The following is a 25475-nucleotide window of genomic DNA, read 5'->3' as shown; positions in this document are numbered from 1 at the left end:
GCGGGCCATGGAATCTGGAAGTGAAGGCGAACGTCCTGGACAGTCCCTTTCCTCTGCAAAAGAACGAAATGAACGACATGATTCGGCTCCTCTCGGGAGAATCGCCGTGCCTTGCATTGCCAAAGCGATGGCAAGCTTCAGCGGGCGGACCCCCCGATAACTAAGACTAAAGTTCCATAGCAAATCCTTGTCAATATTACGTCGTTAAAACAGACGACCGGTGCTTAGCCTCTCAACTAGCTGTTTTTAAAAGACATATAGAAAGTTGAGTGCAGGTATAGAGCAAAATGTTATTTCGAACTGTTTCGCCGCCACCTACGCTGCTGCATAAGGGAGCAACGCAGCGATTTCGCAAGACTCGCCATCCATAGAGCGGCCGGCCTGCGCGTCCATAAGCTGTTTACGGAACTACATTTTCTGCTAGCTGTTGCGCCACAAGGGCGACCGGCTTTTCGATGTGGGAGGACCAACATGCCCAAGCAGTCGAGCATCCGTTCCGAACTGGCCGACGCGCTTTTTCGCCTGCGCCGCAGTTTTTACTCACTGGCAGCGTTCAGCGGCGTCATAAACGTCATGATGTTGACGCCAGCCGTTTATATGCTGCAGGTTTATGATCGAGCCCTGGTCAGTCGCAACGTCACGACGCTGGCGATGTTGACTGTGCTGGTGGTAGGTCTGTTCTTGCTGATGTCCACGCTGGAAATGGTCCGCACCCGCGTGCTGATCCGAGTCGGCAACTGCCTCGACATGGAGCTCAACCAGCGCATTTTCACCGCGGCATTCGAGCGCAACCTGAGCCGCGCCGGCGGTAATCCGGCCCAGGCGCTGCAAGATCTCGCGCAGGTTCGTCAGTTCGTCACCGGCAACTCTCTGTTCGCGTTCTTCGATGCTCCGTGGACACCGATCTACTTGCTGGTCGCCTATCTGATTCACCCGATACTCGGACTGCTCACCCTGATCGGCTCGCTGATTCTGATGGGCCTGGCCTACCTCACGGAAAAGGCGACGCAGAAGCCACTGGCCGAAGCCAATCAGGCTGCCCTGTCCTCCTCCCTGTACGCCAACAACAACCTGCGCAACGCCGAGGTCATAGAGGCCATGGGCATGCTGCCGTCGATCAGCAAGCGCTGGTTCCAAAGCCATTTGCGCATTCTGGAAATGCAGACGCTGGCCTCCGACCGCGCCGCCTTGATCAGCAGCACCGGGCGCTTCGTGCGGATCACCTTGCAGTCGCTGATCCTCGGTGCCGGCGCGCTGCTGGCGATCGAAGGCAAGATCACCCCGGGGATGATGATTGCCTGCTCGATTCTCACCGGCCGCGCACTGGGCCCGGTGGAACAGGTCATCGCATCATGGAAACAACTGCTCGGCTGCCGTTCGGCCTGGGGCCGACTCAACGAGATGCTGCACGACTATCCGCGCCGGCCACCGAGCATGTCGCTGCAGCGGCCGCAGGGCATGCTGGCGGTGGAGAATGTGTATGCCGGTGCCCCTGGTACCAACAACACGATTCTGCGCGGCGTGGGCTTCAGCCTTGTCCCCGGTGAAAGCCTTGGCATTATCGGTCCATCCGCCTCGGGCAAATCCACCCTCGCCCGCCTGCTGGTTGGCGTCTGGCCGGCACAGGCCGGCAAGGTGCGCCTGGATGGCGCGGACATATTCACCTGGAACAAGGGCGAACTTGGTCCTTGGCTCGGTTACCTGCCACAGGACGTAGAGCTGTTCGAGGGCAACATCGCCGACAACATTGCGCGCTTTGGCGAAGTGGACAGCGAAGCGGTCATCCGCGCCGCCAAGATCACTGGCGTGCACGAAATGATCCTGCGTTTTCCGCAGGGTTATGACACCCGTCTGGGCACCGATGGCAGCCCGCTTTCCGGCGGCCAGAAGCAGCGCATCGCCTTGGCCCGCGCGTTGTATGGCGAGCCTAATCTGATCGTGCTGGATGAGCCGAACGCCAACCTCGACGACGTCGGCGAAAAGGCCCTGGTCGATGCGCTGGCCGAACTCAAGGGCCGCGGCGCCACCGTCATCCTGATTTCCCACCGCCCCAACGTACTCTGCGCCGTCGACAAGGTGCTGATGCTGCGTGACGGCGGCGTGCAGATGCTCGGCACGCGCGATGAAGTATTCGCAGCGCTGCGCAAGGCCAGTGTGATGCCTGCCGGCGCGTCGACCCCTCTGGCCTCCGTCAAAGCGCGGGAGTGACCGATCATGCAAATGAGCCAACACACCGAGATAATCAAAGCCGATACCCGGAGCATGGTAGATCTGGACGTCGGCAGGCCCGCGCGATGGGGCGTGTGGCTGGTGCTCGCCGGCTTCGGCGGCTTCCTCCTGTGGTCCTGGCTGGCGCCGCTGGATGCCGGCGTGGTCGCGACAGGCACGGTCAAGGTCACCAACAATCGCAAAGCCGTGCAGCATCTGAGCGGCGGGACCGTGGAGGCCATTCTCGTTCGCGAAGGTGATCTGGTGACAAAAGGTCAGGAGGTAGTCCGCCTCGACTCGTTGCGTGCCGCTGCCGAAGAGGGTGCGGTCAGCGCCCAGTACATCGTCAGCAAGACCGTGGAAAACCGCCTGGAAGCGGAGCGTGACGGCCGCGCTGTGGTGAACTTCGACCCCGAGTTGCTCGCGCGCTTCAAGGGTGATCACCGCCTGGAGGCCGCCATGGACCTGCAACAGCGCCTGCTGGACACCCGGCGCGCAGGGCTCGCTGGCGAAATCAGCATCCTGCAGGAGAACCTGGCCGCGTCGGCGGTGCAGCTCAAGGGCCTGCAGCAGGTCTATAGCGCCCGCGCTTCGCAGATCAGCTTCCTCAACCAGGAACTGCAAGGCACCCGCGTGCTGACGGCCGAAGGCTATGTGCCGCGCAACCACCTGCTTGAGCTGGAGCGCAGCAATGCCGACCTCTCCGCCGGTCAGGCCGAGAACCTCAACAACATCGCCCGCGTGCGCAGCCAGACCACCGAAATCAAGCTGCGCATCCTGCAGCGCCAGCACGACTACCTGAAGGAAGTCGAATCGCAACTGACCGACACCGCCAAGGAAAACACCACCCTGGCCGACCGCTTGCGCTCGCTGGACTATGAAGTGACCCACACGGTGATTCGGTCGCCGATCGATGGCATGGTCCAGGGCCTGAGCATTGCCACCGTCGGCGGGGTCATTCAGCCCGGCTTCAAGATCATGGAAATCGTCCCGGTCAACGAACCGCTGCAGGTCGACGCGATGATTCCCGTGCAGGCCATCGACAAGATGGTCCCCGGCCTGCCCGTGGACATATCCTTCCCGGCCTTCAACCATGCCAAGACACCCAACATCCCTGGCCGCGTGAAGACCATCTCTGCCGACCGCCTGATGGACGAGGAAAGCAAGCAACCGTTCTATCTGGCCCAGGTGGAAGTCACGCCCGATGGCATGGGCCTGCTCGGCAGCAATCACATTCGCCCCGGCATGCCCGCCAGCGTCACCATCAAGACAGGCGAACGCAACATGATCAGCTATCTTCTTAAACCAATGCTCGATCGTGTGGACAGTTCATTCAAGGAACAATGAGATGGAACGTCATTGCCTGTTCTTCTGCCTGCTGGGGCTGGCCCTGCCGGCCAGCGCCATGGACCTCAAGCAAGCCTGGGATCTGTTGCAGTTCCAGGGCCCGATCTACAAGGCCTCCGTGCATGAAAAAGAGGCTGGCGAGGAAAACCGCGCCATTGGCAAGGCCGGCCTGCTACCGCAGATCAATGCCTCGGGCTACCACAACAAAGTCAATGGCTCCCAAAGCCAGAACAACGTCGACAGAGATCTCCATTACGACTCCAAGGGCGCCAACGTGCGCCTGCGCCAGCCGCTGTTCAACAAACAGAAGATGGCCGAGTACCGCCAGGGTCAGCAGCGTGCCGACTACAGCATCGCGGTGTTCGATGCCAAGACCCAGGACGCCGCGGTGCGCCTGGCCGAAAGCTATTTCGATGTGCTCCTGGCCAGCGAAACCATCGTCCTGGCCAAGTCCAAGCTGAATGCCTTCGAAGAACAGCTCGCCTCGGCGAAACGGCGCATGGAACTGGGGGCTGGCACCGTCACCGACATCGACGAGTCGACCGCTCGTCGCGACCTTGCCGATGCCGAACTGATCGAAGCACAAGACAACCTGATCAACGCGCGCGCCAAGCTCGAGGAATATATCGGTGAAACTCCCCAGTCAATGACCACCTTGCGCCCGAGCTTCGATACACCACCGCTGCTACCGAGCAACCTGCAGGACTGGTTGGTCAAAGCCCAGGCCGATAGCCCGCTGATCCATGCGCGCCGTTATAGCAGCGACCTCGCAGCAGAAGAAGTGAAGCGCGCCAGTGCCGGCCACTGGCCAACACTGGATTTCATTGCCGGCTACACCAAGGGTGAGAGCCAATCACTCTCCGAGTTGAATCAACGCAACCACTACGGCTCGATCGGGCTGGAAGTCAATATCCCGCTGTACAGCGGTGGCGGCGTCAGCGCGCTGACACGCCAGGCCAGTGCCAATAGCGATAAGGCCATGGATGAACTCGACGCCGCGCGACAGGAAGTCATCACCGAAACCACCCGTGAGTATCAAGGCATCCTGAGCGGCGCCAAACGCATTCGCGCGCTGGAGAAGGCAGTGGAATCCAACGAGCGCTCGCTGGCATCGGCACGCAAGGGCTTCAAAGAGGGTGGCACCAGCACCAACTCGGACGTTCTCAATGCCGAAGAGCTGCTCTTCGTTGCGCGCCACGATCTGTTCGACGCCAAGTTGCGCTATTTGATGTCGCGCCTGCGCCTGGCCTCATCGGTGGGCAGCCTGGGCGACGACGATATCAACCAGATCAACGACTACCTCGGCCCGGAACTGCTGGTCACCAAATAATGCTCACCTATCAGCCGGTCGAGCTAAATGATGGCTGACCGGCGTTCCCCTTCCATACCCCCCACCCGGTCAACTCACCTCTCGTTTAACCCATTCATTGACTGCTCTATCCCGGCGCAGACAGGCAGCCGCCAGCGAAAAAACCGTCAACGTTGAAACGCACCCACTAAGTCCTTGATTCCCTTTATGCTCGATCCAGTTCCAAATCAAAAGCCACGCCCGGCTCCAGACTGTAAACTGTGTCCCCATGCGCAAACTCTTGTACCTGACATTCTCCATGGCGTTGCTCGCCGCCCTCACGACCTATGCGATGTGGGCCGCGGACCGGCCGGTGGGTCATTACCTTTCGGACCTGCGGATCAACCTGGCAGTCGACCAGGGTACGCCTGCGGACCGTGGCAATCTGCTGGGCATCCAGCCCGAGCTGTTTCCTACCGATTATCAAAGTCCCGAGCGTCTGCACCGCAAGCTCGCGGCCTATCTGCAGGCAGCCCGGGACCAGGGCTTGCTGAACGGCAAGACCGTCGTCGTGTTGCCTGAACACATCGGTACCTGGCTGATGGTCAGCGGCGAGAAGGATGAGTTGTATCAGGCCAGCACTCTCAAGGAGGCCATGAACTGGCTGGCGGTGAGCAATCCCCTGAAGTTCGCCAAGGCGTTGATCAGCGCCGAGGGTGGCAACCGCCTGGACGATGCCCACCTGCGCATGAAAGCCAAGGCGATGGCCAGGGACTACCAGGCATTGTTCGGAGGTCTGGCCAGGGAATTCCACGTAACGCTGGTGGCGGGCTCCATCGTGTTGCCCGAACCGGGCATCATCGACGGCACCCTGAAAATCGGCCGCGGCGCGCTATACAACAGCAGCGTGGTGTTCAACAGCGAAGGCGTGCCGATCGGCCAGCCCCAGCGCCAGATGCACCCTTTCTTCGCAGAACAGAACGGGATCAAGGCGAACGGCGACCACTCGCTCAACGTCGTTGATACCCCCGCAGGAAGGCTGGGCGTATTGATCGGCCACGACAGCTGGTACCCGGAAAACTACCTCAAGCTCAACGACCAAAGCGTACAGCTGGTTGCAGTGCCGGCCTTTGTCGCCGGCCGAGGCACCTGGGATCAACCGTGGCACGGCTACAGGGGATCGCCGGAACCGGCGTCGGTCAACTTGAAGCCTGGAGAAGTCAGTGAAGGCCAGGCCTGGCAGCGCCTGACCCTCACGACCCGGATACCGGCCAGTCAGGCTGTCGCTGGCATAAGTGTGTTCCTGCGAGGCCAGTTCTGGGATCAGGGCAGCGCCGGACATAGTTTCCTCAGCAGCAACGGCCAGCACTTTGCCGACGGCAACGCCCAGGGCGCGCGTTTGCTGAACCTCTGGTTGTAAGCCATGAAACCGCAGCCAATGCGCCTCGGCGATCTGTCGGTGGGATTTGTTCATAGCCTGGCCGATGCTGTGCGCAGTCACGGTATCGATCCGCAGCCACTGCTCGACCAATACGGCCTCGATGCCGCGCGCCTGAGCGAAGCCGGTGCACGGCTGTCGATTCCGCGCTACATGCGCCTGGGCCACGGTGCCATTCAACTGACCGACGACCCGGCCCTTGGCTTGCGCATGGGCCAGCTCAGTCGCCTGAGCCAGGCCGGCCTCGCTGGCGTCACTGCGGCCCAGGCGCCGACCGTACGTGAAGCTGCGCGCTGCCTGACCCGGTTCGAAGCCTTGTATGGTTCGAATTACCGGGGTCAATCCAGCTTTCACGAAGACGCCCAGGGCGCCTGGCTGCGCTTCTATTCGATCAGCCCCTATAACGCCTACAACCGCTTCGTGGTGGACTCGATAATCGCCGGCTGGTTGCAGCAATTATCCAGTGTCAGCCCTTCCCCGCTGTGCGCCGAACGTATCGAGATCGAATTCGAGGAGCCCGGCTACCGCGCGGCCTATGACGTTTTGGGTGACTGTCCGATTGTGTTTGGCAGCGAACACAATCAACTGCGCCTGAGCCTTTCCAGCCTCGCCCAGCGCAACCCGGAGCATTGCCCGAGCACCTGGCGGCATTTGCTGCAACTGTGTGAGCGGGAACTGGAACAACTGACACGCACCCGCAGCCTGCGTGAACGCATCATCGCGCTGCTGGGACCCTTGCTCAATGGCGGCCGGGAGCCCGACCTGCTAGAGGTGGCGACACGCCTGAAGCTGCCCCCCTGGACCTTGCGCCGCAAGCTCGCCGATGAAGGCACACAATTTCGTGCGATTCTCAACGACACCCGCCGCGACCTGGCCATGACTTACATACGCGACACCGAACTGGCGTTCGGAGAGATCGCCTACCTGCTGGGCTTCGCCTCAGCCGAAGCGTTTCAACGCGCTTTCAAACGCTGGAACGGGCAGACACCCGGCGAATTTCGCCGCAGCCATCGCCAATCCGCCTGATGCCTACAACTCGGTAGCGTCTTCCGCCGGCTCCAGTGGGTCCAGTTCGAAAGCCTGGTACTCGAGCAGCTCTTCCTGATAATCGTCCATTTTTGAATCCCCCAACCCGTAGTGAAAAACGCCTGAATAAATGACCCATTCCTTGAGCATAAAGTGCCCGCGTGAAGGAAAAATGACGCAGACACGACACTCTGTCGCTACTGAATAAAACGTAGCAGCTGGTCAGGAATTTATCACTGGTTTTTTTCACGGGAGACCGCAGAACAGCGGTCTTGCTTGATGCGGGTCAATCTTCTGGCTGGTCACAGGGTCGGGGCATTTGATCCGACCCTGTGGTGTCACCCTCACTGGCCGGAGACAGGCATCGCCGGAATGGGTTCGCTCGGTGGCGGCAAGCCACTCGGGTTCGACGGTGGCGTGACGATTTCCGGGGACGGTGCCGGCACTACACTCTCGGTCGGCGTGATCGGCGGCGCCTCAGGAGGCGGGGTAACCGGCTCGGAGGCCGCAGGCTCCGCAGCAGGTGCCGGTGCAGGTGCCAGCGGTGCCGGCGCTGCCTTGGCTTCAGGCATGCCCAGATCGGTTTTCGGCTTTTCGGTGATGTGCGCAGCCTTTTTCGCTTCTGGCGGCAGGAACAGCTCGACCAGTGCAAAGAAACGCTCGTAGAACTTGGCAGACGATACGGTTTCGCTGGCAACCTTGACCATCGAGTCATCGGAGGAGCCGATGGGCATCGACACCGAGCCCAGCACACCCACACCGAGACTGGCGGAGTTGTTGGTCTTCTTCAGTGCATAACGATCCTGCAGGGCGTTGGCGAATACGGTCGCGTGGTGCCCTTCGCTGCCGTCATCGGTACAGACCACACTGAAGCTGATCTCCATGTGGTTCTCGCCGGTCTGCTGGAAGCTCTTGTGACCGCTGACCAGCTTCGAATCGTTGCTGGTGATGATGTAACCCTGGCTGAGCAAGGCACGACGGGCGGCTTCACAGCTCTGGGTATCGGTCACCGGATAGTTGCGGGAAAAGGTTCCGGAGTCGTCGAAGTTCTCATGCTCGTAGATGGCGGCCTTGTTCGATGAACAACCGGCCGCAGCGGCAAGCATGGCTGCCAGCCCGACAACCCGCATGGGAAGTGATTTAAACATTGAACATCCTGAGAAAAACGGTTCGGGGCATATTGTGCAACAGATCGATGCTTAGCGGAGCATCGATCGTGTCTTAAAACGATTACAGGCTGATTGACCCCGGTTTTACGGAAAAGTCACCACGGCAAATGACGTACGGCCAAATAAAAAGACCCCGGCCTTTCGGCCGGGGTCTCCTGTGCAGCGCTAAACCTGGTCAGGCATCAGTAACGCTTGATGTCCGCCTGGCTTTCCAGCTGCTTGCGATAAGCCGCAAAGTCTTGCTGGCCGATGCGGGAAGCGAGGTAGCGACGATACTGTGCTTTCTCTTCTTCGGTCGGCGCCGCTGCTTCGTTTACGCCATTGAGACGCAGGATCATCAGGCTACCATCCGCCAGCGTCACGCTGGTGAAGGTCGGCTTGTCCTTGGCCGCAGGCTTGGCCATGCGGAACAGCGCTTGCAGCACCGCAGGATCAACCCCTTCCTGAGCGCGGGTCGCCGCTTTGGTGACTTTCCAGGCCTGACCATCGATCGCCTGATCCAGCGGGGTCTTGCCATCGCGCAGGCTGGTAATCAGGGCTTCAGCCCTGGTCTTGGCATCGGCGCTGGCGTGCTCCTTGGCCAATTGCACACGGATCGCGGCAGAAACGCTTTCCAGTGGCAATTGCGAAGGTTTCAGGTGCTCCTTGGCACGCAACACGACCACGGTCTCCGGATCGAGCTCAATGGCGGCGCTGTTCGCCCCCTCATCCAGGACTTCCGGGCTGAACGCAGCAGTGATCACGGCACGGTTGGCCGCAATACCCTCACCGCCTTCACGACCGAATGGCTTGGACGTCTGCACGGTCAGTTTCAGGTCCTGCGCTGGCTGAGCCAGATCGGACGCCTCGAACGAGGCGTCTTCCAGTTGCTTGCTCGCTTCGACGAAACGCTGCTCGACCTGCTGGGTCTTCAGAGCATGGGTCAGCTTGTCTTTCAGGCTGGCGAACGTTGGCACTTCTGGAGCTTCCACGCCCAACAGCTTGATCAGGTGGAAACCGAAGTCGGTGCGAACCGGACCAGAGACCTGGTCCTGAGCCAACGAATACAGGGCTTTTTCGAACGCCGGGTCGTAGACGCCAGGACCGGCATAACCCAGGTCACCGCCGTTGTTCGCCGACCCCGGATCCTGGGAGAACTCCTTGGCCAGCGCCTCGAACTTCTCACCCTTGGCCAGACGGGCCTGGATCTCTTCGATCTTCGCCTTGGCTTGCGCCTCGGTGGTCTTGTCGTTCACTTCAATCAGAATGTGCGCAGCCCGACGTTGCTCGGACAGGTTCGCGATTTCTTTCTGATAGGCCGCTTGCAGGTCTTGGTCGTTGACGCTGACTTGATCGAAGAAGGAAGCTTTCTTCAGCTCGAGGTAATCGATGACCACCTGATCCGGCGTCATGAATTCCTTGGCGTGTTCGTCGTAATAGGCCTTGACCTCATCGTCGGTCAGCTTCACAGCCGCCGGGTCGGCCTTGATGTTCAGGGATGCGAAATCGCGTGTCTGTTTTTCCAGACGGGCAAACGCCAGTACCTGTGCATCGGTCACGAAACCGCTACCGGCCAGACCGGCACGCAGCTGACCAATCAGCATTTCCTGGGCCAGCATCTGGCGGAATTGCATGCGGCTATAGCCGAGCTGGCGAATCACCTGGTCGAAACGCTCGGAGCTGAATTTGCCATCCACCTGAAACTCTGGCGTTTGCAGGATGACCTGATCAAGCGCCGCTTCGGAGAAAGCGAATTTCGAGTTTTCTGCGCCTTGCAGCAGCAGTTTGCGGTCGATCAGGCCCTTGAGCGCCGATTCGCGCAACATTTTTTCATCCAGCAAGGATGCATCGAAATCCTTGCCCAGCTGTTGCATGAGCTGGCGGCGTTGCATATCGACCGCCTGGCTCAGCTCGTTCTGGCTGATTTCATCGCCATTGACCTTGGCCGCATCATTACTGTGCGACGTGGCCTTGAAAATGGCGTCGAAACCGGTCAAGGCCATCAGAACAACGATGACCCCGATAATAGTCTTGGCAATCCAGCCTTGTGAATTGTCCCTGATATTCTGCAGCATGCGTCCCCCAGAAACGGTTGAACTTCAAAATTAGGCAACCGTGGAGCGTGGGTAGAGTCCGGATAGAAGAAAGGCGCATCCGAGGATGCGCCTTCTCGTAACTGGCGGAGCGGATCGAGGGCTCGAACTGGCGACCCTCGGTGTCTTGAACCGGCGACCTGCAGTCAGGACTACCGCTCCGCTGCCAAGTCAGGCATGACCCCGACCCGGATGGGTAAAAACCTGAATCGAACTTAGTTGACAGCTTCTTTCAGTGCTTTACCGGCTTTGAAACCTGGTTTTTTGGCTGCCGCGATTTCCAGCGTCTTACCGGTCTGTGGGTTACGACCAATGCGAGCTGGACGATCAGTTACGGAGAAAGTGCCGAAACCAACCAGAACAACAGAGTCGCCAGCCTTGAGAGCGCCAGTGACGGATTCGATTACAGCGTCCAGCGCACGGCCAGCAGCAGCTTTCGGGATATCAGCGGATGCAGCGATAGCATCAATCAGTTCCGACTTGTTCACTCTAAGTCCCCTTATATCTATTTGAGTATGATTCTAAGTTTTTTTGGTGAAAGCAAAAACGAGTGCTGAATGGCCTACAGACACTTAAGAGCCGCTTTATAACAAGGGCTCTAAAAAGCTGTCAAGAAAGCCCCCCAGGCAAATACGTACTAATGCGTGCTAATTCTTTCCTTAGAATCTGCGTCGCGTTTCTCATCCTTCGCGACTATCTCCGGAGCCACGTCCGGCAAGGGCTCCGGCGCGTATTGCAACGCAATTTGCAGGACCTCGTCAATCCATTTAACCGGTTTAATCTGTAGATCCTGCTTGATATTGTCCGGAATCTCTTTGAGATCGCGCACATTCTCTTCAGGAATGATCACCGTCTTGATTCCGCCACGATGGGCAGCCAGCAGTTTTTCTTTCAAGCCGCCAATGGCCAGCACCTGGCCACGCAACGTGATTTCGCCGGTCATGGCAACATCCGCGCGTACCGGAATGCCGGTCAATGCCGAAACCAGGGCCGTGCACATGCCCACACCGGCGCTAGGACCGTCTTTCGGGGTCGCCCCTTCTGGCATATGGATGTGCGTGTCGCGCTTCTCATGGAAGTCCAGGGGAATGCCCAGGCTCTTCGCCCGGCTGCGCACAACGGTCAAGGCCGCGGTGATCGACTCGACCATCACATCACCCAGGGAACCGGTCTTGATCAACTGGCCCTTGCCCGGCACGACAGCGGCTTCGATAGTCAGCAATTCGCCACCTACCTGAGTCCACGCCAGCCCGGTCACCTGACCGATCTGATCCTGCTGCTCGGCCAGGCCGTAGCGGAATTTGCGCACGCCCAGGAAGTGCTCCAGCATGTCTGCGGCAACCTTCACCGAGAAACGTTTTTCCAGCGCATGCTCCTTGACGGCCTTGCGGCAAACCTTGGCAATCTGGCGCTCAAGCCCACGCACACCGGCTTCACGGGTGTAGTAGCGGATGATGTCGCGGATCGCTTCTGCGTCAAACTCCAGCTCGCCTTTCTTCAAGCCGTTGGCAGTGATCTGCTTTGGCGAAAGATATTTGACGGCGATGTTGATCTTCTCGTCTTCGGTGTAGCCCGGCAGACGGATCACTTCCATCCGGTCCAGCAGCGCCGGCGGGATATTCATCGAGTTCGAGGTGCACAGGAACATCACATCGGACAGGTCGTAATCGACTTCCAGATAGTGATCGTTGAAGTTGTGGTTCTGCTCGGGGTCGAGCACTTCCAGCAACGCCGATGCCGGATCGCCACGCATGTCACTGCCCATTTTGTCGATTTCATCGAGCAGGAACAGTGGATTGCGAACACCCACTTTTGTCATCTTTTGAATCAATCTTCCTGGCATCGAACCGATGTAAGTACGGCGATGACCACGAATTTCCGCCTCATCACGCACGCCACCGAGGGCCATGCGCACGAATTTGCGGTTGGTGGCGTGAGCGATCGACTCCGCCAGGGACGTTTTACCCACCCCGGGAGGACCGACCAGGCACAACACCGGACCACGAATTTTCTTCACGCGTTTTTGCACGGCGAGATATTCGAGGATGCGCTCTTTGACTTCTTCCAGGCCATAGTGGTCGGCATCCAGAATGTCTTCTGCACGCGCCAGATCCAGGCGCACTTTGCTCTGGGCCTTCCACGGCACCTGAACCAGCCAGTCGATGTACGAACGCACTACAGTCGCTTCCGCGGACATTGGCGACATTTGCTTGAGCTTGTTCAGTTCGGCCGTGGCCTTGGCCAGCGCGTCTTTTGGCAGGCCGGCGGCATCGATACGCTTTTTCAGCTCTTCGACTTCGTTGTGACCTTCATCGCTGTCGCCGAGCTCTTTCTGAATGGCCTTCATCTGCTCATTCAGGTAGTACTCGCGCTGACTGCGCTCCATTTGCTTTTTGACGCGACCACGAATGCGCTTTTCGACTTGCAGCAGATCGATCTCGGCATCCAGCAATGCCAGAACGTGCTCGACCCGGGCCGACAAATCGATGATTTCGAGGATTTCCTGCTTCTGTTCGATCTTCAGGGCCATGTGCGCGGCCATGGTATCCACCAGGCGGCCTGGCTCATCGATGCTGTTGAGCGATGACAGGACTTCGGCCGGGACTTTCTTGCCCAACTGCACATATTGCTCGAACTGGGATAGCAGACTGCGTACGAATACTTCCGACTCACGCTCTGGCGCGTTGACTTCGTCGATCAGGGAGACTTCGGCACGGCAGTGGCCGTCCACTTCGCTGAAGCGCTCAATGGCGCCCCGCTGCTCACCCTCGACCAGAACCTTGACCGTACCGTCAGGCAACTTCAGCAGCTGCAGAACGGTGGCAATTGTACCTACGCGATACAGGGCATCTTCACCGGGATCGTCGTCAGCCGGGTTTCTCTGGGCCAGCAGAAGAATCTGCTTGTCACCCGTCATCGCAGCCTCGAGGGCTTCGATGGATTTCTCGCGCCCCACGAACAGCGGGATAACCATGTGCGGATAAACCACGACATCACGCAATGGCAGGAGAGGCAATTCGATGGTCGTCTTCATGATTTCGCCTCTACGGCGGCCGTAAGGCCGTAAACAGATGGAAGTAAGCTTGAAACCAAGATGGGGGCTGCCTTGGAAAAAAACAAGCGGATAAAAGAACCACTTGAACGATTGCAGCTTACGAAAGCTGCCGCGATGGCCGGATACGCCTTCAAAGACCGCCTTCGCTGCGGTGCGGCGATCCGACAAGCCAGCTCCTGCAGGAATAGCAAAGGGGCCCGAAGGCCCCTTCTTTATTCAAGCTGCGTGACGCTTAAGCGTCCGGCGCGGCCTTGGCGGTCGGCTCACTGTTTTCGTAGATATACAGTGGCTTGGACTTGCCTTCTATCACGCTTTCATCGATCACTACTTTACTCACCTCCGATTGCGAGGGGATTTCATACATAGTGTCGAGCAATACACCTTCGAGAATCGAACGCAGGCCACGGGCACCGGTTTTACGCTCCAGGGCACGCTTGGCGACCGATTTCAGTGCGTCGGAACGGAATTCCAGATCAACGCCTTCCATCTCGAACAACTTGGCATACTGCTTGGTCAGAGCATTTTTCGGCTCGGTGAGGATCTGCATCAATGCAGCCTCGTCAAGCTCGTCCAGCGTGGCAAGTACCGGCAGACGACCGACGAATTCCGGGATCAGACCGAACTTGACCAGATCGTCAGGCTCGACTTCACGCAGGGACTCACCGACTTTCTTGCCTTCTTCCTTGCTGCGCACTTCTGCATTGAAGCCGATGCCGCCCTTGGTGGAACGGTTTTGAATAACCTTTTCCAGACCAGAGAACGCACCACCGCAGATGAACAGAATGTTACGGGTGTCGACCTGAAGGAATTCCTGCTGCGGATGCTTGCGACCACCTTGAGGCGGAACGGAAGCGACCGTGCCTTCGATCAACTTGAGCAGGGCCTGCTGCACGCCTTCACCGGATACGTCCCGGGTGATCGACGGGTTGTCAGACTTGCGCGAAATCTTGTCGATTTCATCGATGTAGACAATGCCCATCTGGGCTTTTTCCACGTCGTAATCGCATTTCTGCAGCAGCTTCTGAATGATGTTCTCGACATCTTCACCCACGTAACCCGCCTCGGTGAGGGTGGTTGCATCAGCGATGGTGAACGGAACGTTCAGCAAGCGGGCCAGTGTTTCGGCAAGCAGGGTTTTACCCGAGCCTGTCGGGCCGATCAGCAGGATGTTGCTCTTGCCGAGTTCGACGTCGTCATTCTTTTTGTCACGCTGATTCAGGCGCTTGTAGTGGTTGTACACCGCTACGGCCAGAACCTTTTTCGCACGCTCCTGACCAATCACATACTGATCAAGGATGCCGCTGATTTCTTTAGGCGAAGGCAATTTATGCGCACTGCTTTCGGCCTGTGCCTCCTGCACCTCCTCGCGGATGATGTCATTGCACAGGTCGACGCACTCGTCGCAGATAAAGACCGAGGGGCCGGCAATCAATTTGCGTACTTCATGCTGGCTTTTGCCACAGAAGGAGCAATAGAGCAGCTTGCCGTTGTCCTCGCCGTTGCGGGTGTCAGTCATTCGTTCGATCCAAATCCGATAGGCTTGCAACACAAGATGAAGGCTATTGCGGGCTTTTTCAAGCCCGCTGGTGATCGGACCTGCCGACCAACCCTATTTTGAGCTGCTTATTTCAGGCAGGGCGCTGGGTGATCACTTCATCGATCAACCCATACTCACGCGCGGCTTCTGCACTCATGAAATTGTCGCGGTTGGTATCGCGCTCGATTTCTTCAAGCGTGCGCCCACTATGCAGGGCCATCAGCGTGTTGAGACGCTCACGGATAAAGAGGATTTCCTTGGCATGGATTTCGATATCCGACGCCTGCCCCTGGAAACCGCCCAGTGGCTGGTGAATCATCACTCGCGAGTTCGGCAGGCAGTAACGCTTGCCAGCGGCACCGGCCGTCAGCAGAAACGCGCCCATGCTGCACGCCTGACCGATACAGGTGGTCGCCACGTTGGGCTTGATGAACTGCATGGTGTCGTAGATCGACATGCCTGCCGTCACCGAACCGCCCGGAGAGTTGATGTAGAGATGGATGTCCTTGTCCGGGTTCTCCGCTTCAAGGAACAGCAATTGCGCACAGATCAGGTTGGCCATGTAGTCCTCTACCGGACCAACCAGAAAGATCACTCGCTCCTTGAGCAGACGCGAGTAGATGTCGTAGGCGCGCTCGCCACGAGCGGACTGCTCGACAACCATCGGGACCAGGCCGCCTGCGGCCTGGATATCAGAGTTCTGCTGAATATACGAATTACGGAACATGCTCTGCAGTCACTCCCAAATAGTTATGTCTTGAATACGCATAAGCCAGCTCGAAGGCTGGCTTATGGTGTTTGCTTCTTACCGCAAAAACAATCAGTCGGCTTGTGGAGCTTCTACCGGCTTGACCGCTTCTTCGTAAGAGACCGATTTGTCGGTCACGCTAGCTTTCTGCAGAACAGTATCCACAACTTGCTCTTCCAGCACAACCGAACGAACTTCGTTCAGTTGCTGGTCGTTCTTGTAGTACCAGGACACAACTTGCTCAGGCTCTTGATAAGCCGAAGCCATTTCCTGAATCATCTCGCGAACGCGGGTTTCGTCAGGCTTGAGGTCGAATTGCTTGACCACTTCAGCCACGATCAGGCCCAGCACTACGCGGCGCTTGGCTTGCTCTTCGAACAGCTCGGCCGGCAGTTGGTCAGGCTTGATGTTGCCGCCGAACTGCTGGACAGCCTGCACGCGCAGACGGTCAACTTCGTTGGACAGCAGAGCCTTTGGCACTTCGATCGGGTTGGTGGCCAGCAGACCGTCCATTACCTGATTCTTGACCTTGGATTTGATCGCCTGACGCAGCTCGCGCTCCATGTTCTTGCGAACTTCGGCACGGAAGCCATCCAGACCGGTTTCCTTGATGCCGAATTGAGCGAAGAATTCTTCGGTCAGTTCTGGCAGCTTTGGCTCGGAAATGGTGTTGACGGTCACGGTGAACTCGGCAGTTTTGCCAGCCAGGTCCAGGTTCTGATAGTCCTCTGGGAAAGTCAGATTCAGAACGCGCTCTTCACCGGCTTTCGCACCCACCAGGCCATCTTCGAAACCAGGGATCATGCGGCCGGAACCCAGTACCAGCTGAGTACCCTTGGCGGAACCGCCAGCGAACACTTCGCCGTCGACCTTGCCAACGAAATCGATGTTCAGCTGGTCTTCGTTCTGGGCAGCGCGATCGGCCACTTCGAAACGGGTGTTCTGCTTGCGCAGGATTTCCAGCATTTTGTCCAGATCGGCATCAGCCACGTCAGCGCTCAGGCGCTCGACGGTGATACCTTCGAAACCGGCAACGGTGAACTCAGGGAACACTTCGAATACGGCAACGTATTCCAGGTCCTTGCCCGCTTCCAGGGACTTAGGCTCGATCGAAGGCTGACCAGCCGGGTTCAGCTTCTGCTCAACCACAGCTTCGTAGAAGGAAGACTGGATCACGTCGCCTACAGCTTCCTGGCGAGCGTCGGCACCGAAACGGCGCTTGATTTCGCTCATTGGCACTTTGCCTGGACGGAAGCCAGCAATCTTGGCCTTTTGGGCAGTCTGCTGCAGACGCTTGTTGACCTGGCTCTCGATGCGCTCAGCCGGCACGGTGACGCTCATGCGGCGCTCAAGAGCAGTAGTATTTTCAACAGAAACTTGCATGGATATTCCTCGTTGCACAGACGTTAGCCGGCCGTTTCCGACCCCAGAATCAAGGGCATGCATTCTAGTGGGTCAAACTCAAGAAGTCACCCTACTGAAAACGGGTAAAAACACAGCAGGCAATTTATAGGTGCGAATGCACGAATGCACCTCGCCCCGATGGCAAATACAACCAATCACGCCAGGGCTCTGCGCCAACCCCTCCATATATAGGAAGGTCGCCAATCATTCCCCTGACAGCCGATCTCGCAAGCAAGGCCGGCGGACAGGGCAGCATCATCGAGAAACATAAATACGACGAAACGCCCTGCCCCTGCAGCCCGGAACCTGCGGCCACTGAAACAAAAAAGGCGCCAGACTTTTCAATCTGGCGCCTTTCGAAATATGGGGTGGACGATGGGGATCGAACCCACGACAACGGGAGTCACAATCCCGTGCTCTACCAACTGAGCTACGCCCACCATATTGCCTGTTAAAGAAGCCAAACAACTTCTTTATCAAGCTCCAGCCAGGCCAACAGCCTGAGTGAAGCTTTAATTGGTGCGGATGAAGAGACTCGAACTCTTACGCCTCGCGGCGCTGGAACCTAAATCCAGTGTGTCTACCAATTCCACCACATCCGCAGGTGAAGCTTTTAAAGCAAAGGCGCCAGACTGTTAATCTGGCGCCTTTCGAAATATGGGGTGGACGATGGGGATCGAACCCACGACAACGGGAGTCACAATCCCGTGCTCTACCAACTGAGCTACGCCCACCATATCGCGTTACTTGTGCCAAAGCTGCCTAATGGCGCACCCGGCAGGACTCGAACCTGCGACCATCCGCTTAGAAGGCGGATGCTCTATCCAGCTGAGCTACGGGCGCCTTGTTAGCTGTACCCTTGGAGGACTACAAACTAAGTGCTTTCCAGTCTCACAGAACCAAAATCCCGCTCAACCTTCTTAACCAGTGCTAGGCTGTGCCCGACAAGTGCGACGAATAGTATAGAGCCCCCCGAAGGTCGTCAAATCCTTTTTAAAAAAAATTCATTTAATTAAAGGGGTTAGGGGAATTTGCTGACCAAGCGCCTTTGCCCTCACCGCATGACATGCGAGAATGCGTTCTCTTTTTTTCCCCTCTCGATGGTTAATCACGCGCAATGACTGCACAACTTATCGACGGCAAATCGATCGCCGCCAGCCTGCGCCAGCAGATCGCCCAACGTGTCACCGAGCGTCGCCAGCAAGGCCTGCGCACGCCCGGGCTTGCGGTGATCCTGGTCGGCAGCGATCCTGCCTCTCAGGTTTATGTCTCGCACAAGCGTAAAGACTGTGAAGAGGTCGGCTTTCTATCCCAAGCTTATGACCTGCCTTCCGAAACCACTCAAGAAGCGCTGACCGAACTGATCGATCGCCTGAACGACGATCCTGCAATCGACGGCGTTCTGCTTCAGCTTCCGCTTCCAGAACACCTGGACGCCTCCAGATTGCTGGAGCGCATTCGTCCGGATAAAGACGTCGACGGGTTCCATCCTTATAACGTCGGTCGCCTGGCCCAACGTATCCCGCTGCTGCGCCCCTGCACGCCCAAAGGCATCATGACCCTGCTGGAAAGCACCGGGGTCGATCTCTACGGGATGAATGCCGTGGTCGTCGGTGCGTCCAATATCGTTGGTCGCCCGATGGCCATGGAACTGCTGCTGGCTGGTTGCACCGTGACGGTCACCCACCGTTTTACCAAGGACCTGGCCGGCCATGTCGGTCGTGCGGACCTGGTCGTCGTGGCCGCCGGCAAGCCGGGCCTGGTCAAGGGTGAATGGATCAAGGAAGGCGCGATCGTGATCGATGTCGGCATCAACCGTCAGGACGACGGCAAGCTGGTCGGTGACGTGATCTACGAAACCGCCCTGCCCCGCGCCGGCTGGATCACTCCGGTACCGGGCGGCGTAGGCCCGATGACTCGTGCCTGCCTGCTGGAGAACACCCTGTACGCTGCTGAAACCCTGCACAGCTGAGTTTCAACGCGGACACTGACAGCGAGTCAAAGAACCCCGCCCCGGCGGGGTTCTTTTTGCCTGCGAAAAAACCTCGACCGCTCGCCGGAAAATGACATTTTTTTCATGCTTCTCAGGACTTTCACCTGTTACTTGAACAACCATCGACAGTTATTCAGCCATACTCCAGAATGTCGCGCTTTTTACGAAATAGCCCGTTACAAAACGGCTTATCAACACTTTATGAGTCTGCCAGCGTGAAAATTCGTCTTTCCATCCTGAGCCTATTTTTTGCAGTTACAGGGACTTTCATCACGCCAATCGCCAGCGCTGACGAGACCACCGCGGCGCCGCGAGAGACGAAGACACTCAAGCTCGCTTCCGGCAGCTCCTTGCTGCTGGACATGCAGACCAACAAAGTCATCTATGCCAGCAATCCTGACGTGGTGGTGCCGATCGCTTCCGTCAGCAAGTTGATGACTGGCCTGGTCGTGGTTGAATCTCGGCAGAACATGGACGAATACATCGACGTCAACATCAGCGACACACCGGAAATGAAAGGCGTGTTCTCCCGGGTCAAGCTCCGGAGCGAACTGCCGCGCCGGGAAATGCTGCTGATTGCCCTGATGTCTTCGGAAAACCGCGCCGCCGCGACTCTGGCGCACCACTATCCGGGCGGCTATGCCGCGTTCATTGCTGCAATGAACGCAAAGGCCCGGGCACTGGGCATGACCAACACGCATTTCGTCGAGCCGACCGGTCTCTCCCCGCGTAACGTGTCGACCGCTCGCGACCTGAGCAAGCTGTTGATCGCCGCGCACAAGTACCCGCTTCTGACCGAACTGAGCACGACCAAGGAAAAAACCGTCTCGTTCCGTAACCCCAACTACAGCCTGGGATTCCGCAACACCGATCATTTGGTCCGCAAGCCGGACTGGGACATCCAGCTGACAAAAACCGGTTTCACCAACGAAGCAGGTCACTGCCTGGTGCTGGTGACCCGAATGAGTAACCGCCCGGTGGCCTTGGTGATCCTTGACGCCTATGGCAAGTACACCCATTTTGCCGATGCCACGCGCATGCGTAATTGGGTTGAGAGCGGTAGGAGCGCGGACGTGCCTTCCGTAGCCTTGCAGTACAAGGCAGACAAGAACCTCAAGCAGCGGCAGAGCGGCGTGGTTGAAGCGTCGAAGTAACGTAATGGCAACGCACAAAAAGCCCCGGTCGATCGGGGCTTTTTTTCGCCAGCCTGTCGTTGCGCCTAGGGTTTGAGATTACCCAGCGGATCATAGGGTTTGGCCGGAGCCTTGGGGTTGTCGCCCGGTTTCACGTCCCTCGGTGCCTTGGCAGGCCCGATCGGGTCTACCTGTGGATCGGCAAGGTCCGGGGAGTCGGGATCGAAACCCAGTTCATTACCAGATGAATGCTCAGATGAGTGCGGACCGACGGGCGTTGTGGATCGAACCATGGGCACCTCCTGATCTCGGCCCGGGATAATGCTCCGGGCCCTCAAGAATCAGAGCCTGACGACGGGCGAAGGTGCCCGGCGGATGACAAACGGACTTAGGGGGCCAAGGCTTTTTTAGCCCTGGTGGCGGCCTGCTCCTGACCGGTCTGAGCCAGATCGTTGGCGGCCTTGAGCCAGCGCTGTTGATCGACCTGGGCCGGGATTTGCGTCGGATTCTGGATCAGCACGGCCCAACCACCGGCGTCCTTGAACGCCGACTCGAAGGAGCCGAAGCTCATCAGCTCGCGGCGGTTCATCCCGGCACGCAGCAGGACCGTCTGCTTCTGGCGGTTGTAACCGGCCAGAATGGCGTAACGCGGTTCAGCCCACAGGGCCGAGCCTTCGGTAAAGCGCACCATCACCGGATAACCGGCGGCGACTTGCGTCAACAAGGCCGGCAGGTTGCTGTCGAGGGGATAAACCACCATCCCGTAGTCGCGGGCCAGGTTCTGCATGTTCTGTTGCAACTGGGCTTCGCCCCCCGGCAAATGCAAAGGTTTGTCGAGTAACCCCGGGGTAATCACGATGCCTTGCTGGGACAGCATGCTGGCCAGCACCTGCGGCCCGCTTTGATACGCATCGCCCCGGTAGAATCGGCCGCTGAGCTCGACACGCTCCGGCAAACGCTTGATCTCGGGCGCAACGCTACCGGCACAGCCCGCCAGGCTTGCCACGCAACCGGCTATGAGCACGGCCGACAAAATTCGAGAAAATACCCGCACCATCATCTCTCTCTTGTTCAGGTTCAGACGCCAGGCAATCCCATTCCCGGCTTGGTCGTCGATCATAGGTCGCCGCGCCGCTACGGTATAGCTCTAAACGGTAGTCGCGTGCATTCGATAGAGCGAACTGGTTGGTGACTGCCGACTTTCGGTCAATAGCCTGAAATACAGCAACGGCTAGACTGTTCCCTGAAGGGACGACAGCGAAGCGCGTGTGCCCACAGCAGGGCAAGGAGGAGGCACAGATGAGCCTGACCATTATCATAGTGATGTTGATCAGCGGTTGGCTGGCGGTAGCCGCCGCCATGCTGTGGGGCGTGCTGCGCATTACCCGCCGCCACCATCACCCTGTCCAGTCAGCCCCCGCGCCAGAAGCGAACGAGACGCCGAGCCAGCACGCCAACGCTCACTGACAAACACTTTTTACCCGATATCAACAAAAACGGCCGCCTGCACTCCACGGAGTTCAGGCGGCCGTTTCTTTTAGCGTGCGTCAAGCCTCAGTGGCTACCCGTTTCTGCCTGGACCGGCGGGACATCATGTTCAACACCTCGATCGAAGCCGAGAATGCCATGGCCGCATAGACGTAGCCTTTCGGTACGTGGGCGCCGAAGCCTTCGGCGATCAGTGTCATGCCAATCATGATCAGGAAGCCCAGGGCCAGCATCACCACCGTCGGGTTGTCGTTGATGAACTTGGCCAGTGGATCAGCCGCCAGCAACATCACCAGGACCGACACCACCACCGCGATGACCATGATCGGCAAATGCTCGGTCATGCCGACAGCGGTAATGATGCTGTCGATGGAGAACACCATGTCCAGCATCAGGATCTGACCGATCGCGGCAGCGAAGCCCAGGGTCACGGTCGAGGTCGCCGACTTGGGATCTTCCGGTGCCGGGTCCATGCTGTGATGGATTTCGGTGGTCGCCTTCCACAACAGGAACAGGCCACCGGCAATCAGGATCATGTCTTTCCAGGAAAACGCGTGGCCGAGAATCTCGATCACCGGAGCGGTCAACTGGACGATGAACGCGATGGTGCTCAGCAGGCCCAGGCGCAGGATCAACGCCATGCCGATACCGATGCGCCGTGCCCGCTGTCGATTGTGCAAGGGCAGCTTGTTGGTCAGGATCGAGATGAAGATCAGGTTATCGATGCCGAGCACGATCTCCATCACGATCAGGGTGGCAAGGGCGACCCAGGCGGTGGGGCTGGCGGCAAGTTGTAAAAGGTAGTCCATGGGTCAGTCCTGACTCGTTGTAATACGGTTTAGATTTCCTGGGAGGAAGATTCGGTTTTTTCCGATTCTTTTTCCGATGATTCTTTTTTGCCACTCAAGCTGCCGGTGGCATCGCTGAGCGCCTGTTCGGCGGCCTTATGGGTATCGTCAATCGCCTGTTTGGCGCTTTCGGCAGCCTTGCCCATCAATTGTTGCGCGCTTTTCTCGGCCTGGTCGCAACCGGCCAGTACCAGTAAAGACGTTATCAACAGTGCCGTGGCATTAAGCTTCATGATGCTTTCCTCGATAGAACGAACGGGACCTGAACGATGGCCCGTTGATAGCGATGCATTCTAGGGAAGTGAATACTTCAGGAAAATTCGTATTTTTGCCATGTATACTTCGGTTTTTACGAATCCGACATTCACCACCACAATCGCTTTATGTAGGAGCTGCCGCAGGCTGCGGCAGCTCCTACAGGGAACTCAGAAATGCTCAACTACCGGCAATTGCATTACTTCTGGGTGGTGGCCAAGACCGGCAGCATCGTGCGCGCCTGCGAGCAACTGAATCTCACGCCACAAACCATCAGCGGGCAGATTTCATTGCTGGAACAGACCTTTGGCATCGAGTTGTTTCGACGCGTTGGGCGGCAACTCGAACTGACCGAGGCCGGACGCCAGGCCCTGCCCTACGCCGAGCAAATGTTTCAGCTGGGCGGCGAACTGGAACTGATGTTGCGGGCACAGCCCAATGAGCAGCAGATTCTGTTTCGTGTCGGCGTGGCCGACGTGGTGCCCAAATCCATCGTCTATCGCCTGATTGCACCGACCATGGAATTGAGCGAACCGCTGCGCATCACGTGCCGCGAAGACAAGCTTGAACGTTTGTTGGCTGACCTTGCGATCCAGCGTCTGGACCTGGTGATTTCCGACAGCCCGATGCCGTCGCACCTGGACATCAAGGGCTATAGCCAGAAACTCGGTGAGTGCGGGATCAGCTTCTTCGCCACCCCTGAGCTGGCGGCACGTTACGGTCAGGACTTCCCGCGCAATCTGCACGGGGCGCCGCTGCTGATTCCCGGCCCGGAAACCGTGGTGCGCAGCCGTTTGCAGCGCTGGTTCGCCGAGCAAAAGGTCCAGCCGCAAATTGTCGGCGAGTTCGACGACAGCGCCCTGATGCAGGCCTTCGGCCAATCCGGTAGCGGGATCTTCATCGGCCCGAGCGTGATTGCCGATGAAGTGCAACGCCAATATGGCGTGGAAGTGATCGGCCAGACCGACGCGGTGACCGAGTCGTTCTATGCCATCTCAGTGGAGCGCAAGGTCAGGCACCCCGGCATTGTCGCCATTACCGAAGGCGCCCGACGCGAGCTGTTTACAGCGCTGTAACCACTTCGCGCGGCTTGAAGGTCATCAGCGCTATCGCCAGCAGGATCGAGGCGAGGATAAAAGCCGCCGCGGCGAAGCCAAGGCCCTGCAGGCCAACGCTGTCGATCACCCGACCACCGATCATCGCGCCCAGGCCGATACCGAGGTTGGCCCCGGCGATGTTCAGCGACGCGGCGAAGGCTGGCGCTTCGGGCGCAGCTTTCATCAGGCGTACATGGCTGACCAGGAACAACGCCGCCTGGGTCACGCCCCAGATGCCCATCGCCGCCGCCAGACCAAGCGGCGAATGGATGTTCGGCACCAGCGCCACCAGGCCAGCAATCATGAACGCGCAGAACATCATCGACGCCATCAGCGGATGGCGATCCACCGCCCGGCCGCCCAGGGAGTTGCCAATCAGCCCGACCGCGCCGAAGCCCATCAGGCACCAGCCGACCACCGTTCCGTTGAAACCGGCCAGACGTTCGAGGATGTCAGCCAGGTAGGTGTAAGCCGTGAACATTCCGCTGAACACCACCACTGACAGCAGCACGTGACCGAGCATCAGCGGGCTGCGCAGGATCTTGAACTGCGACAGGAAGCTCACCTGATGCTGATGCAAGTTGGTTTTCGGCAAGTAGATAAACAGCAGCAACGCCTTGGCAAAGGCGATGACCGCCAGAATCGCAAAGGCACTGCGCCAACCGAACGCATCGGAAATCAGCGTGCCCACCGGAATGCCGAACACCGTCGCGCAAACAATGCCGAAACCGATCTTGGCGATGGCACGACCGGCGTAATCCGGCCCGACGATGTCCACCGCCGTTTCGCTGGCCAAGGCCCAGAACACCGGCAGCCCCAGCGCCGGGATCAAACGGGCAAACGCCATGACCCAGATATTCGGCGCCAGTGCCGCGAGCGTATTGGCCAGACCGAACATGATCAGCACCGAGATAAACAGCTTGCGCCGTTCGAAGCGGGCGAAGTACGCCGTCAGGAACGGCCCGAACGCGGCCACGGTGAAGGCGAACAGAGTCACCAGCAAACCGGCCTGCGGGATGCTGACGTCCAGGTCGCGGGCGATGGCCGGCAACAGGCCGACGATGATGAATTCCGTGGTCAGCACCGTAAAACCGGCGGCAGACAACAGAAGAATGGGCAACAGCATGCAGAACTCCAGAAAAAACGACGACACCAGCGATAGCCCGAAGGCCCACTGGCAGACATGAAAATGAGGATGGCGAATCTTAACAGAGTGTTTCCGAACGCGGTTGCACGAACCTGCCGATCTCGTTGAATGCCAGGGTGGCAGTTCGTCACAGGTCTGAAAGATCGTGCCTGCGCTGTGATAAAGTCCGCGCCCTGAAAAACGTACACCCTGTGATCAATGCCGATCATTTAAGGGGCAAAA

22 protein-coding genes and 4 tRNA genes are annotated in these 25475 nt (G+C 58.4%); 9 read left to right on the top strand and 17 right to left on the bottom strand.

The features are described from left to right. The first annotated feature begins 471 nt into the window (after nt 1-471). From ACM6IK_RS17525 to ACM6IK_RS17505, 5 genes are all read left to right on the top strand, one after another. Complete coding sequence (locus ACM6IK_RS17525) at nt 472-2208, top strand: type I secretion system permease/ATPase (RefSeq protein ID WP_414875339.1); 1737 nt, start codon at nt 472-474, stop codon at nt 2206-2208. 6 nt (nt 2209-2214) lie between these two features. Next, nucleotides 2215-3555, top strand: coding sequence for an HlyD family type I secretion periplasmic adaptor subunit (locus tag ACM6IK_RS17520; protein WP_414875338.1), 1341 nt, complete (start codon nt 2215-2217; stop codon nt 3553-3555). A gap of 1 nt (nt 3556) precedes the next feature. Then, complete coding sequence (locus ACM6IK_RS17515) at nt 3557-4885, top strand: TolC family outer membrane protein (protein WP_414875337.1); 1329 nt, start codon at nt 3557-3559, stop codon at nt 4883-4885. Between the two features lie 247 nt (nt 4886-5132). Further along, nucleotides 5133-6263: a nitrilase-related carbon-nitrogen hydrolase gene (locus ACM6IK_RS17510; protein ID WP_414875336.1), complete on the top strand. Its 1131-nt coding sequence runs from the start codon at nt 5133-5135 to the stop codon at nt 6261-6263. A 3-nt stretch (nt 6264-6266) separates the two neighbouring features. Next, nucleotides 6267-7307 (top strand): AraC family transcriptional regulator, encoded by a 1041-nt coding sequence (locus ACM6IK_RS17505; RefSeq protein ID WP_414875335.1) that lies wholly within the window; start codon nt 6267-6269, stop codon nt 7305-7307. A 3-nt stretch (nt 7308-7310) separates the two neighbouring features. On the opposite strand, the gene ACM6IK_RS17500 is transcribed toward ACM6IK_RS17505, so the two are convergent. The 12 genes from ACM6IK_RS17500 to ACM6IK_RS17445 all read right to left on the bottom strand — a co-directional run bounded on the left by ACM6IK_RS17500 (nt 7311) and on the right by ACM6IK_RS17445 (nt 18135). After that, the gene (locus ACM6IK_RS17500; RefSeq protein ID WP_177413304.1) at nt 7311-7457 is read right to left on the bottom strand and encodes a hypothetical protein; all 147 of its coding nucleotides are present in this window, start codon (nt 7455-7457) and stop codon (nt 7311-7313) included. A 194-nt stretch (nt 7458-7651) separates the two neighbouring features. Then, a complete protein-coding gene (locus tag ACM6IK_RS17495) occupies nt 7652-8455 on the bottom strand; it encodes a DUF2242 domain-containing protein (RefSeq protein ID WP_414875334.1) in 804 nt (267 codons plus the stop codon). Nucleotides 8456-8658: 203 nt separating this feature from the next. Then, entirely contained in the window at nt 8659-10530 is a 1872-nt protein-coding gene (locus ACM6IK_RS17490; RefSeq protein ID WP_414875333.1) for a SurA N-terminal domain-containing protein, read from the bottom strand. 233 nt (nt 10531-10763) lie between these two features. Further along, complete coding sequence (locus ACM6IK_RS17485) at nt 10764-11036, bottom strand: HU family DNA-binding protein (RefSeq protein WP_002552737.1); 273 nt, start codon at nt 11034-11036, stop codon at nt 10764-10766. Nucleotides 11037-11185: 149 nt separating this feature from the next. Next, nucleotides 11186-13582, bottom strand: coding sequence for an endopeptidase La (gene lon, locus ACM6IK_RS17480; RefSeq protein ID WP_414875332.1), 2397 nt, complete (start codon nt 13580-13582; stop codon nt 11186-11188). A 253-nt stretch (nt 13583-13835) separates the two neighbouring features. Further along, nucleotides 13836-15119 (bottom strand): ATP-dependent Clp protease ATP-binding subunit ClpX, encoded by a 1284-nt coding sequence (clpX, locus tag ACM6IK_RS17475; RefSeq protein WP_007982210.1) that lies wholly within the window; start codon nt 15117-15119, stop codon nt 13836-13838. A 112-nt stretch (nt 15120-15231) separates the two neighbouring features. Then, nucleotides 15232-15867: an ATP-dependent Clp endopeptidase proteolytic subunit ClpP gene (gene clpP / locus ACM6IK_RS17470; RefSeq protein WP_108219131.1), complete on the bottom strand. Its 636-nt coding sequence runs from the start codon at nt 15865-15867 to the stop codon at nt 15232-15234. Nucleotides 15868-15960: 93 nt separating this feature from the next. Further along, complete coding sequence (tig, locus tag ACM6IK_RS17465; protein ID WP_108219132.1) at nt 15961-17271, bottom strand: trigger factor; 1311 nt, start codon at nt 17269-17271, stop codon at nt 15961-15963. A 385-nt stretch (nt 17272-17656) separates the two neighbouring features. Then, nucleotides 17657-17732 (bottom strand) — tRNA-His (locus ACM6IK_RS17460). 77 nt (nt 17733-17809) lie between these two features. Continuing rightward, nucleotides 17810-17894 (bottom strand) — tRNA-Leu (locus ACM6IK_RS17455). A 56-nt stretch (nt 17895-17950) separates the two neighbouring features. Further along, nucleotides 17951-18026 (bottom strand) — tRNA-His (locus ACM6IK_RS17450). 32 nt (nt 18027-18058) lie between these two features. Continuing rightward, a tRNA-Arg gene (locus tag ACM6IK_RS17445) sits at nt 18059-18135 on the bottom strand. Between the two features lie 274 nt (nt 18136-18409). Here ACM6IK_RS17445 and folD point away from each other — a divergent pair. Together folD and pbpG are read left to right on the top strand one after the other, a co-directional pair. Beyond that, nucleotides 18410-19264 (top strand): bifunctional methylenetetrahydrofolate dehydrogenase/methenyltetrahydrofolate cyclohydrolase FolD, encoded by an 855-nt coding sequence (gene folD, locus ACM6IK_RS17440; RefSeq protein WP_008001570.1) that lies wholly within the window; start codon nt 18410-18412, stop codon nt 19262-19264. 236 nt (nt 19265-19500) lie between these two features. Continuing rightward, nucleotides 19501-20439, top strand: a complete 939-nt coding sequence (gene pbpG / locus ACM6IK_RS17435; protein WP_414875331.1) for a D-alanyl-D-alanine endopeptidase — start codon at nt 19501-19503, stop codon at nt 20437-20439. Nucleotides 20440-20504: 65 nt separating this feature from the next. Here pbpG and ACM6IK_RS17430 read toward each other — a convergent pair whose 3' ends face one another. Together ACM6IK_RS17430 and ACM6IK_RS17425 are read right to left on the bottom strand one after the other, a co-directional pair. Then, a complete protein-coding gene (locus ACM6IK_RS17430; protein WP_108219134.1) occupies nt 20505-20711 on the bottom strand; it encodes a DUF6021 family protein in 207 nt (68 codons plus the stop codon). A 95-nt stretch (nt 20712-20806) separates the two neighbouring features. Continuing rightward, entirely contained in the window at nt 20807-21538 is a 732-nt protein-coding gene (locus tag ACM6IK_RS17425; protein WP_414875330.1) for a peptidase C39 family protein, read from the bottom strand. Nucleotides 21539-21717: 179 nt separating this feature from the next. On the opposite strand from ACM6IK_RS17425, the gene ACM6IK_RS17420 reads away from it, so the two are divergent. Beyond that, complete coding sequence (locus ACM6IK_RS17420) at nt 21718-21885, top strand: hypothetical protein (protein ID WP_414875329.1); 168 nt, start codon at nt 21718-21720, stop codon at nt 21883-21885. A gap of 80 nt (nt 21886-21965) precedes the next feature. On the opposite strand, the gene ACM6IK_RS17415 is transcribed toward ACM6IK_RS17420, so the two are convergent. Beyond that, nucleotides 21966-22715 carry a TerC family protein gene (locus tag ACM6IK_RS17415; protein ID WP_414875328.1) on the bottom strand — a complete coding sequence of 250 codons (750 nt, stop codon included), beginning with the start codon at nt 22713-22715 and terminating at the stop codon, nt 21966-21968. A 29-nt stretch (nt 22716-22744) separates the two neighbouring features. Beyond that, the gene (locus ACM6IK_RS17410) at nt 22745-22987 is read right to left on the bottom strand and encodes a hypothetical protein (RefSeq protein ID WP_414875327.1); all 243 of its coding nucleotides are present in this window, start codon (nt 22985-22987) and stop codon (nt 22745-22747) included. A 198-nt stretch (nt 22988-23185) separates the two neighbouring features. On the opposite strand from ACM6IK_RS17410, the gene nhaR reads away from it, so the two are divergent. Beyond that, nucleotides 23186-24085: a transcriptional activator NhaR gene (nhaR, locus tag ACM6IK_RS17405; protein ID WP_414875326.1), complete on the top strand. Its 900-nt coding sequence runs from the start codon at nt 23186-23188 to the stop codon at nt 24083-24085. Here nhaR and ACM6IK_RS17400 read toward each other — a convergent pair. After that, nucleotides 24072-25232 (bottom strand): MFS transporter, encoded by a 1161-nt coding sequence (locus tag ACM6IK_RS17400; protein ID WP_414875325.1) that lies wholly within the window; start codon nt 25230-25232, stop codon nt 24072-24074. The two genes, nhaR and ACM6IK_RS17400, sit on opposite strands and share 14 nt — an antisense overlap. Nucleotides 25233-25475 lie beyond the last annotated feature (243 nt).

Origin of the sequence: Pseudomonas sp. IT-196MI5, from assembly GCF_949767415.1 — a bacterium.
Taxonomy (GTDB): Bacteria; Pseudomonadota; Gammaproteobacteria; order Pseudomonadales; family Pseudomonadaceae; genus Aquipseudomonas.
Note: the sequence above shows the minus strand (reverse complement) of the source record. Positions and strands in the feature narration are given on the sequence as shown.

Excerpts from the sequence above, each read along its gene's own strand:
- ACM6IK_RS17525 (WP_414875339.1), top strand. The coding sequence starts at position 472 with ATGCCCAAGCAGTCGAGCATCCGTTCCGAACTGGCCGACGCGCTTTTT.
- ACM6IK_RS17520 (WP_414875338.1), top strand. The coding sequence starts at position 2,215 with ATGCAAATGAGCCAACACACCGAGATAATCAAAGCCGATACCCGGAGC.
- ACM6IK_RS17515 (WP_414875337.1), top strand. The coding sequence starts at position 3,557 with ATGGAACGTCATTGCCTGTTCTTCTGCCTGCTGGGGCTGGCCCTGCCG.
- ACM6IK_RS17510 (WP_414875336.1), top strand. The coding sequence starts at position 5,133 with ATGCGCAAACTCTTGTACCTGACATTCTCCATGGCGTTGCTCGCCGCC.
- ACM6IK_RS17505 (WP_414875335.1), top strand. The coding sequence starts at position 6,267 with ATGAAACCGCAGCCAATGCGCCTCGGCGATCTGTCGGTGGGATTTGTT.
- ACM6IK_RS17500 (WP_177413304.1), bottom strand. The coding sequence starts at position 7,457 with ATGCTCAAGGAATGGGTCATTTATTCAGGCGTTTTTCACTACGGGTTG.
- ACM6IK_RS17495 (WP_414875334.1), bottom strand. The coding sequence starts at position 8,455 with ATGTTTAAATCACTTCCCATGCGGGTTGTCGGGCTGGCAGCCATGCTT.
- ACM6IK_RS17490 (WP_414875333.1), bottom strand. The coding sequence starts at position 10,530 with ATGCTGCAGAATATCAGGGACAATTCACAAGGCTGGATTGCCAAGACT.
- lon (WP_414875332.1), bottom strand. The coding sequence starts at position 13,582 with ATGAAGACGACCATCGAATTGCCTCTCCTGCCATTGCGTGATGTCGTG.
- clpX (WP_007982210.1), bottom strand. The coding sequence starts at position 15,119 with ATGACTGACACCCGCAACGGCGAGGACAACGGCAAGCTGCTCTATTGC.
- clpP (WP_108219131.1), bottom strand. The coding sequence starts at position 15,867 with ATGTTCCGTAATTCGTATATTCAGCAGAACTCTGATATCCAGGCCGCA.
- tig (WP_108219132.1), bottom strand. The coding sequence starts at position 17,271 with ATGCAAGTTTCTGTTGAAAATACTACTGCTCTTGAGCGCCGCATGAGC.
- folD (WP_008001570.1), top strand. The coding sequence starts at position 18,410 with ATGACTGCACAACTTATCGACGGCAAATCGATCGCCGCCAGCCTGCGC.
- ACM6IK_RS17430 (WP_108219134.1), bottom strand. The coding sequence starts at position 20,711 with ATGGTTCGATCCACAACGCCCGTCGGTCCGCACTCATCTGAGCATTCA.
- ACM6IK_RS17425 (WP_414875330.1), bottom strand. The coding sequence starts at position 21,538 with ATGATCGACGACCAAGCCGGGAATGGGATTGCCTGGCGTCTGAACCTG.
- ACM6IK_RS17420 (WP_414875329.1), top strand. The coding sequence starts at position 21,718 with ATGAGCCTGACCATTATCATAGTGATGTTGATCAGCGGTTGGCTGGCG.
- ACM6IK_RS17415 (WP_414875328.1), bottom strand. The coding sequence starts at position 22,715 with ATGGACTACCTTTTACAACTTGCCGCCAGCCCCACCGCCTGGGTCGCC.
- ACM6IK_RS17410 (WP_414875327.1), bottom strand. The coding sequence starts at position 22,987 with ATGAAGCTTAATGCCACGGCACTGTTGATAACGTCTTTACTGGTACTG.
- nhaR (WP_414875326.1), top strand. The coding sequence starts at position 23,186 with ATGCTCAACTACCGGCAATTGCATTACTTCTGGGTGGTGGCCAAGACC.
- ACM6IK_RS17400 (WP_414875325.1), bottom strand. The coding sequence starts at position 25,232 with ATGCTGTTGCCCATTCTTCTGTTGTCTGCCGCCGGTTTTACGGTGCTG.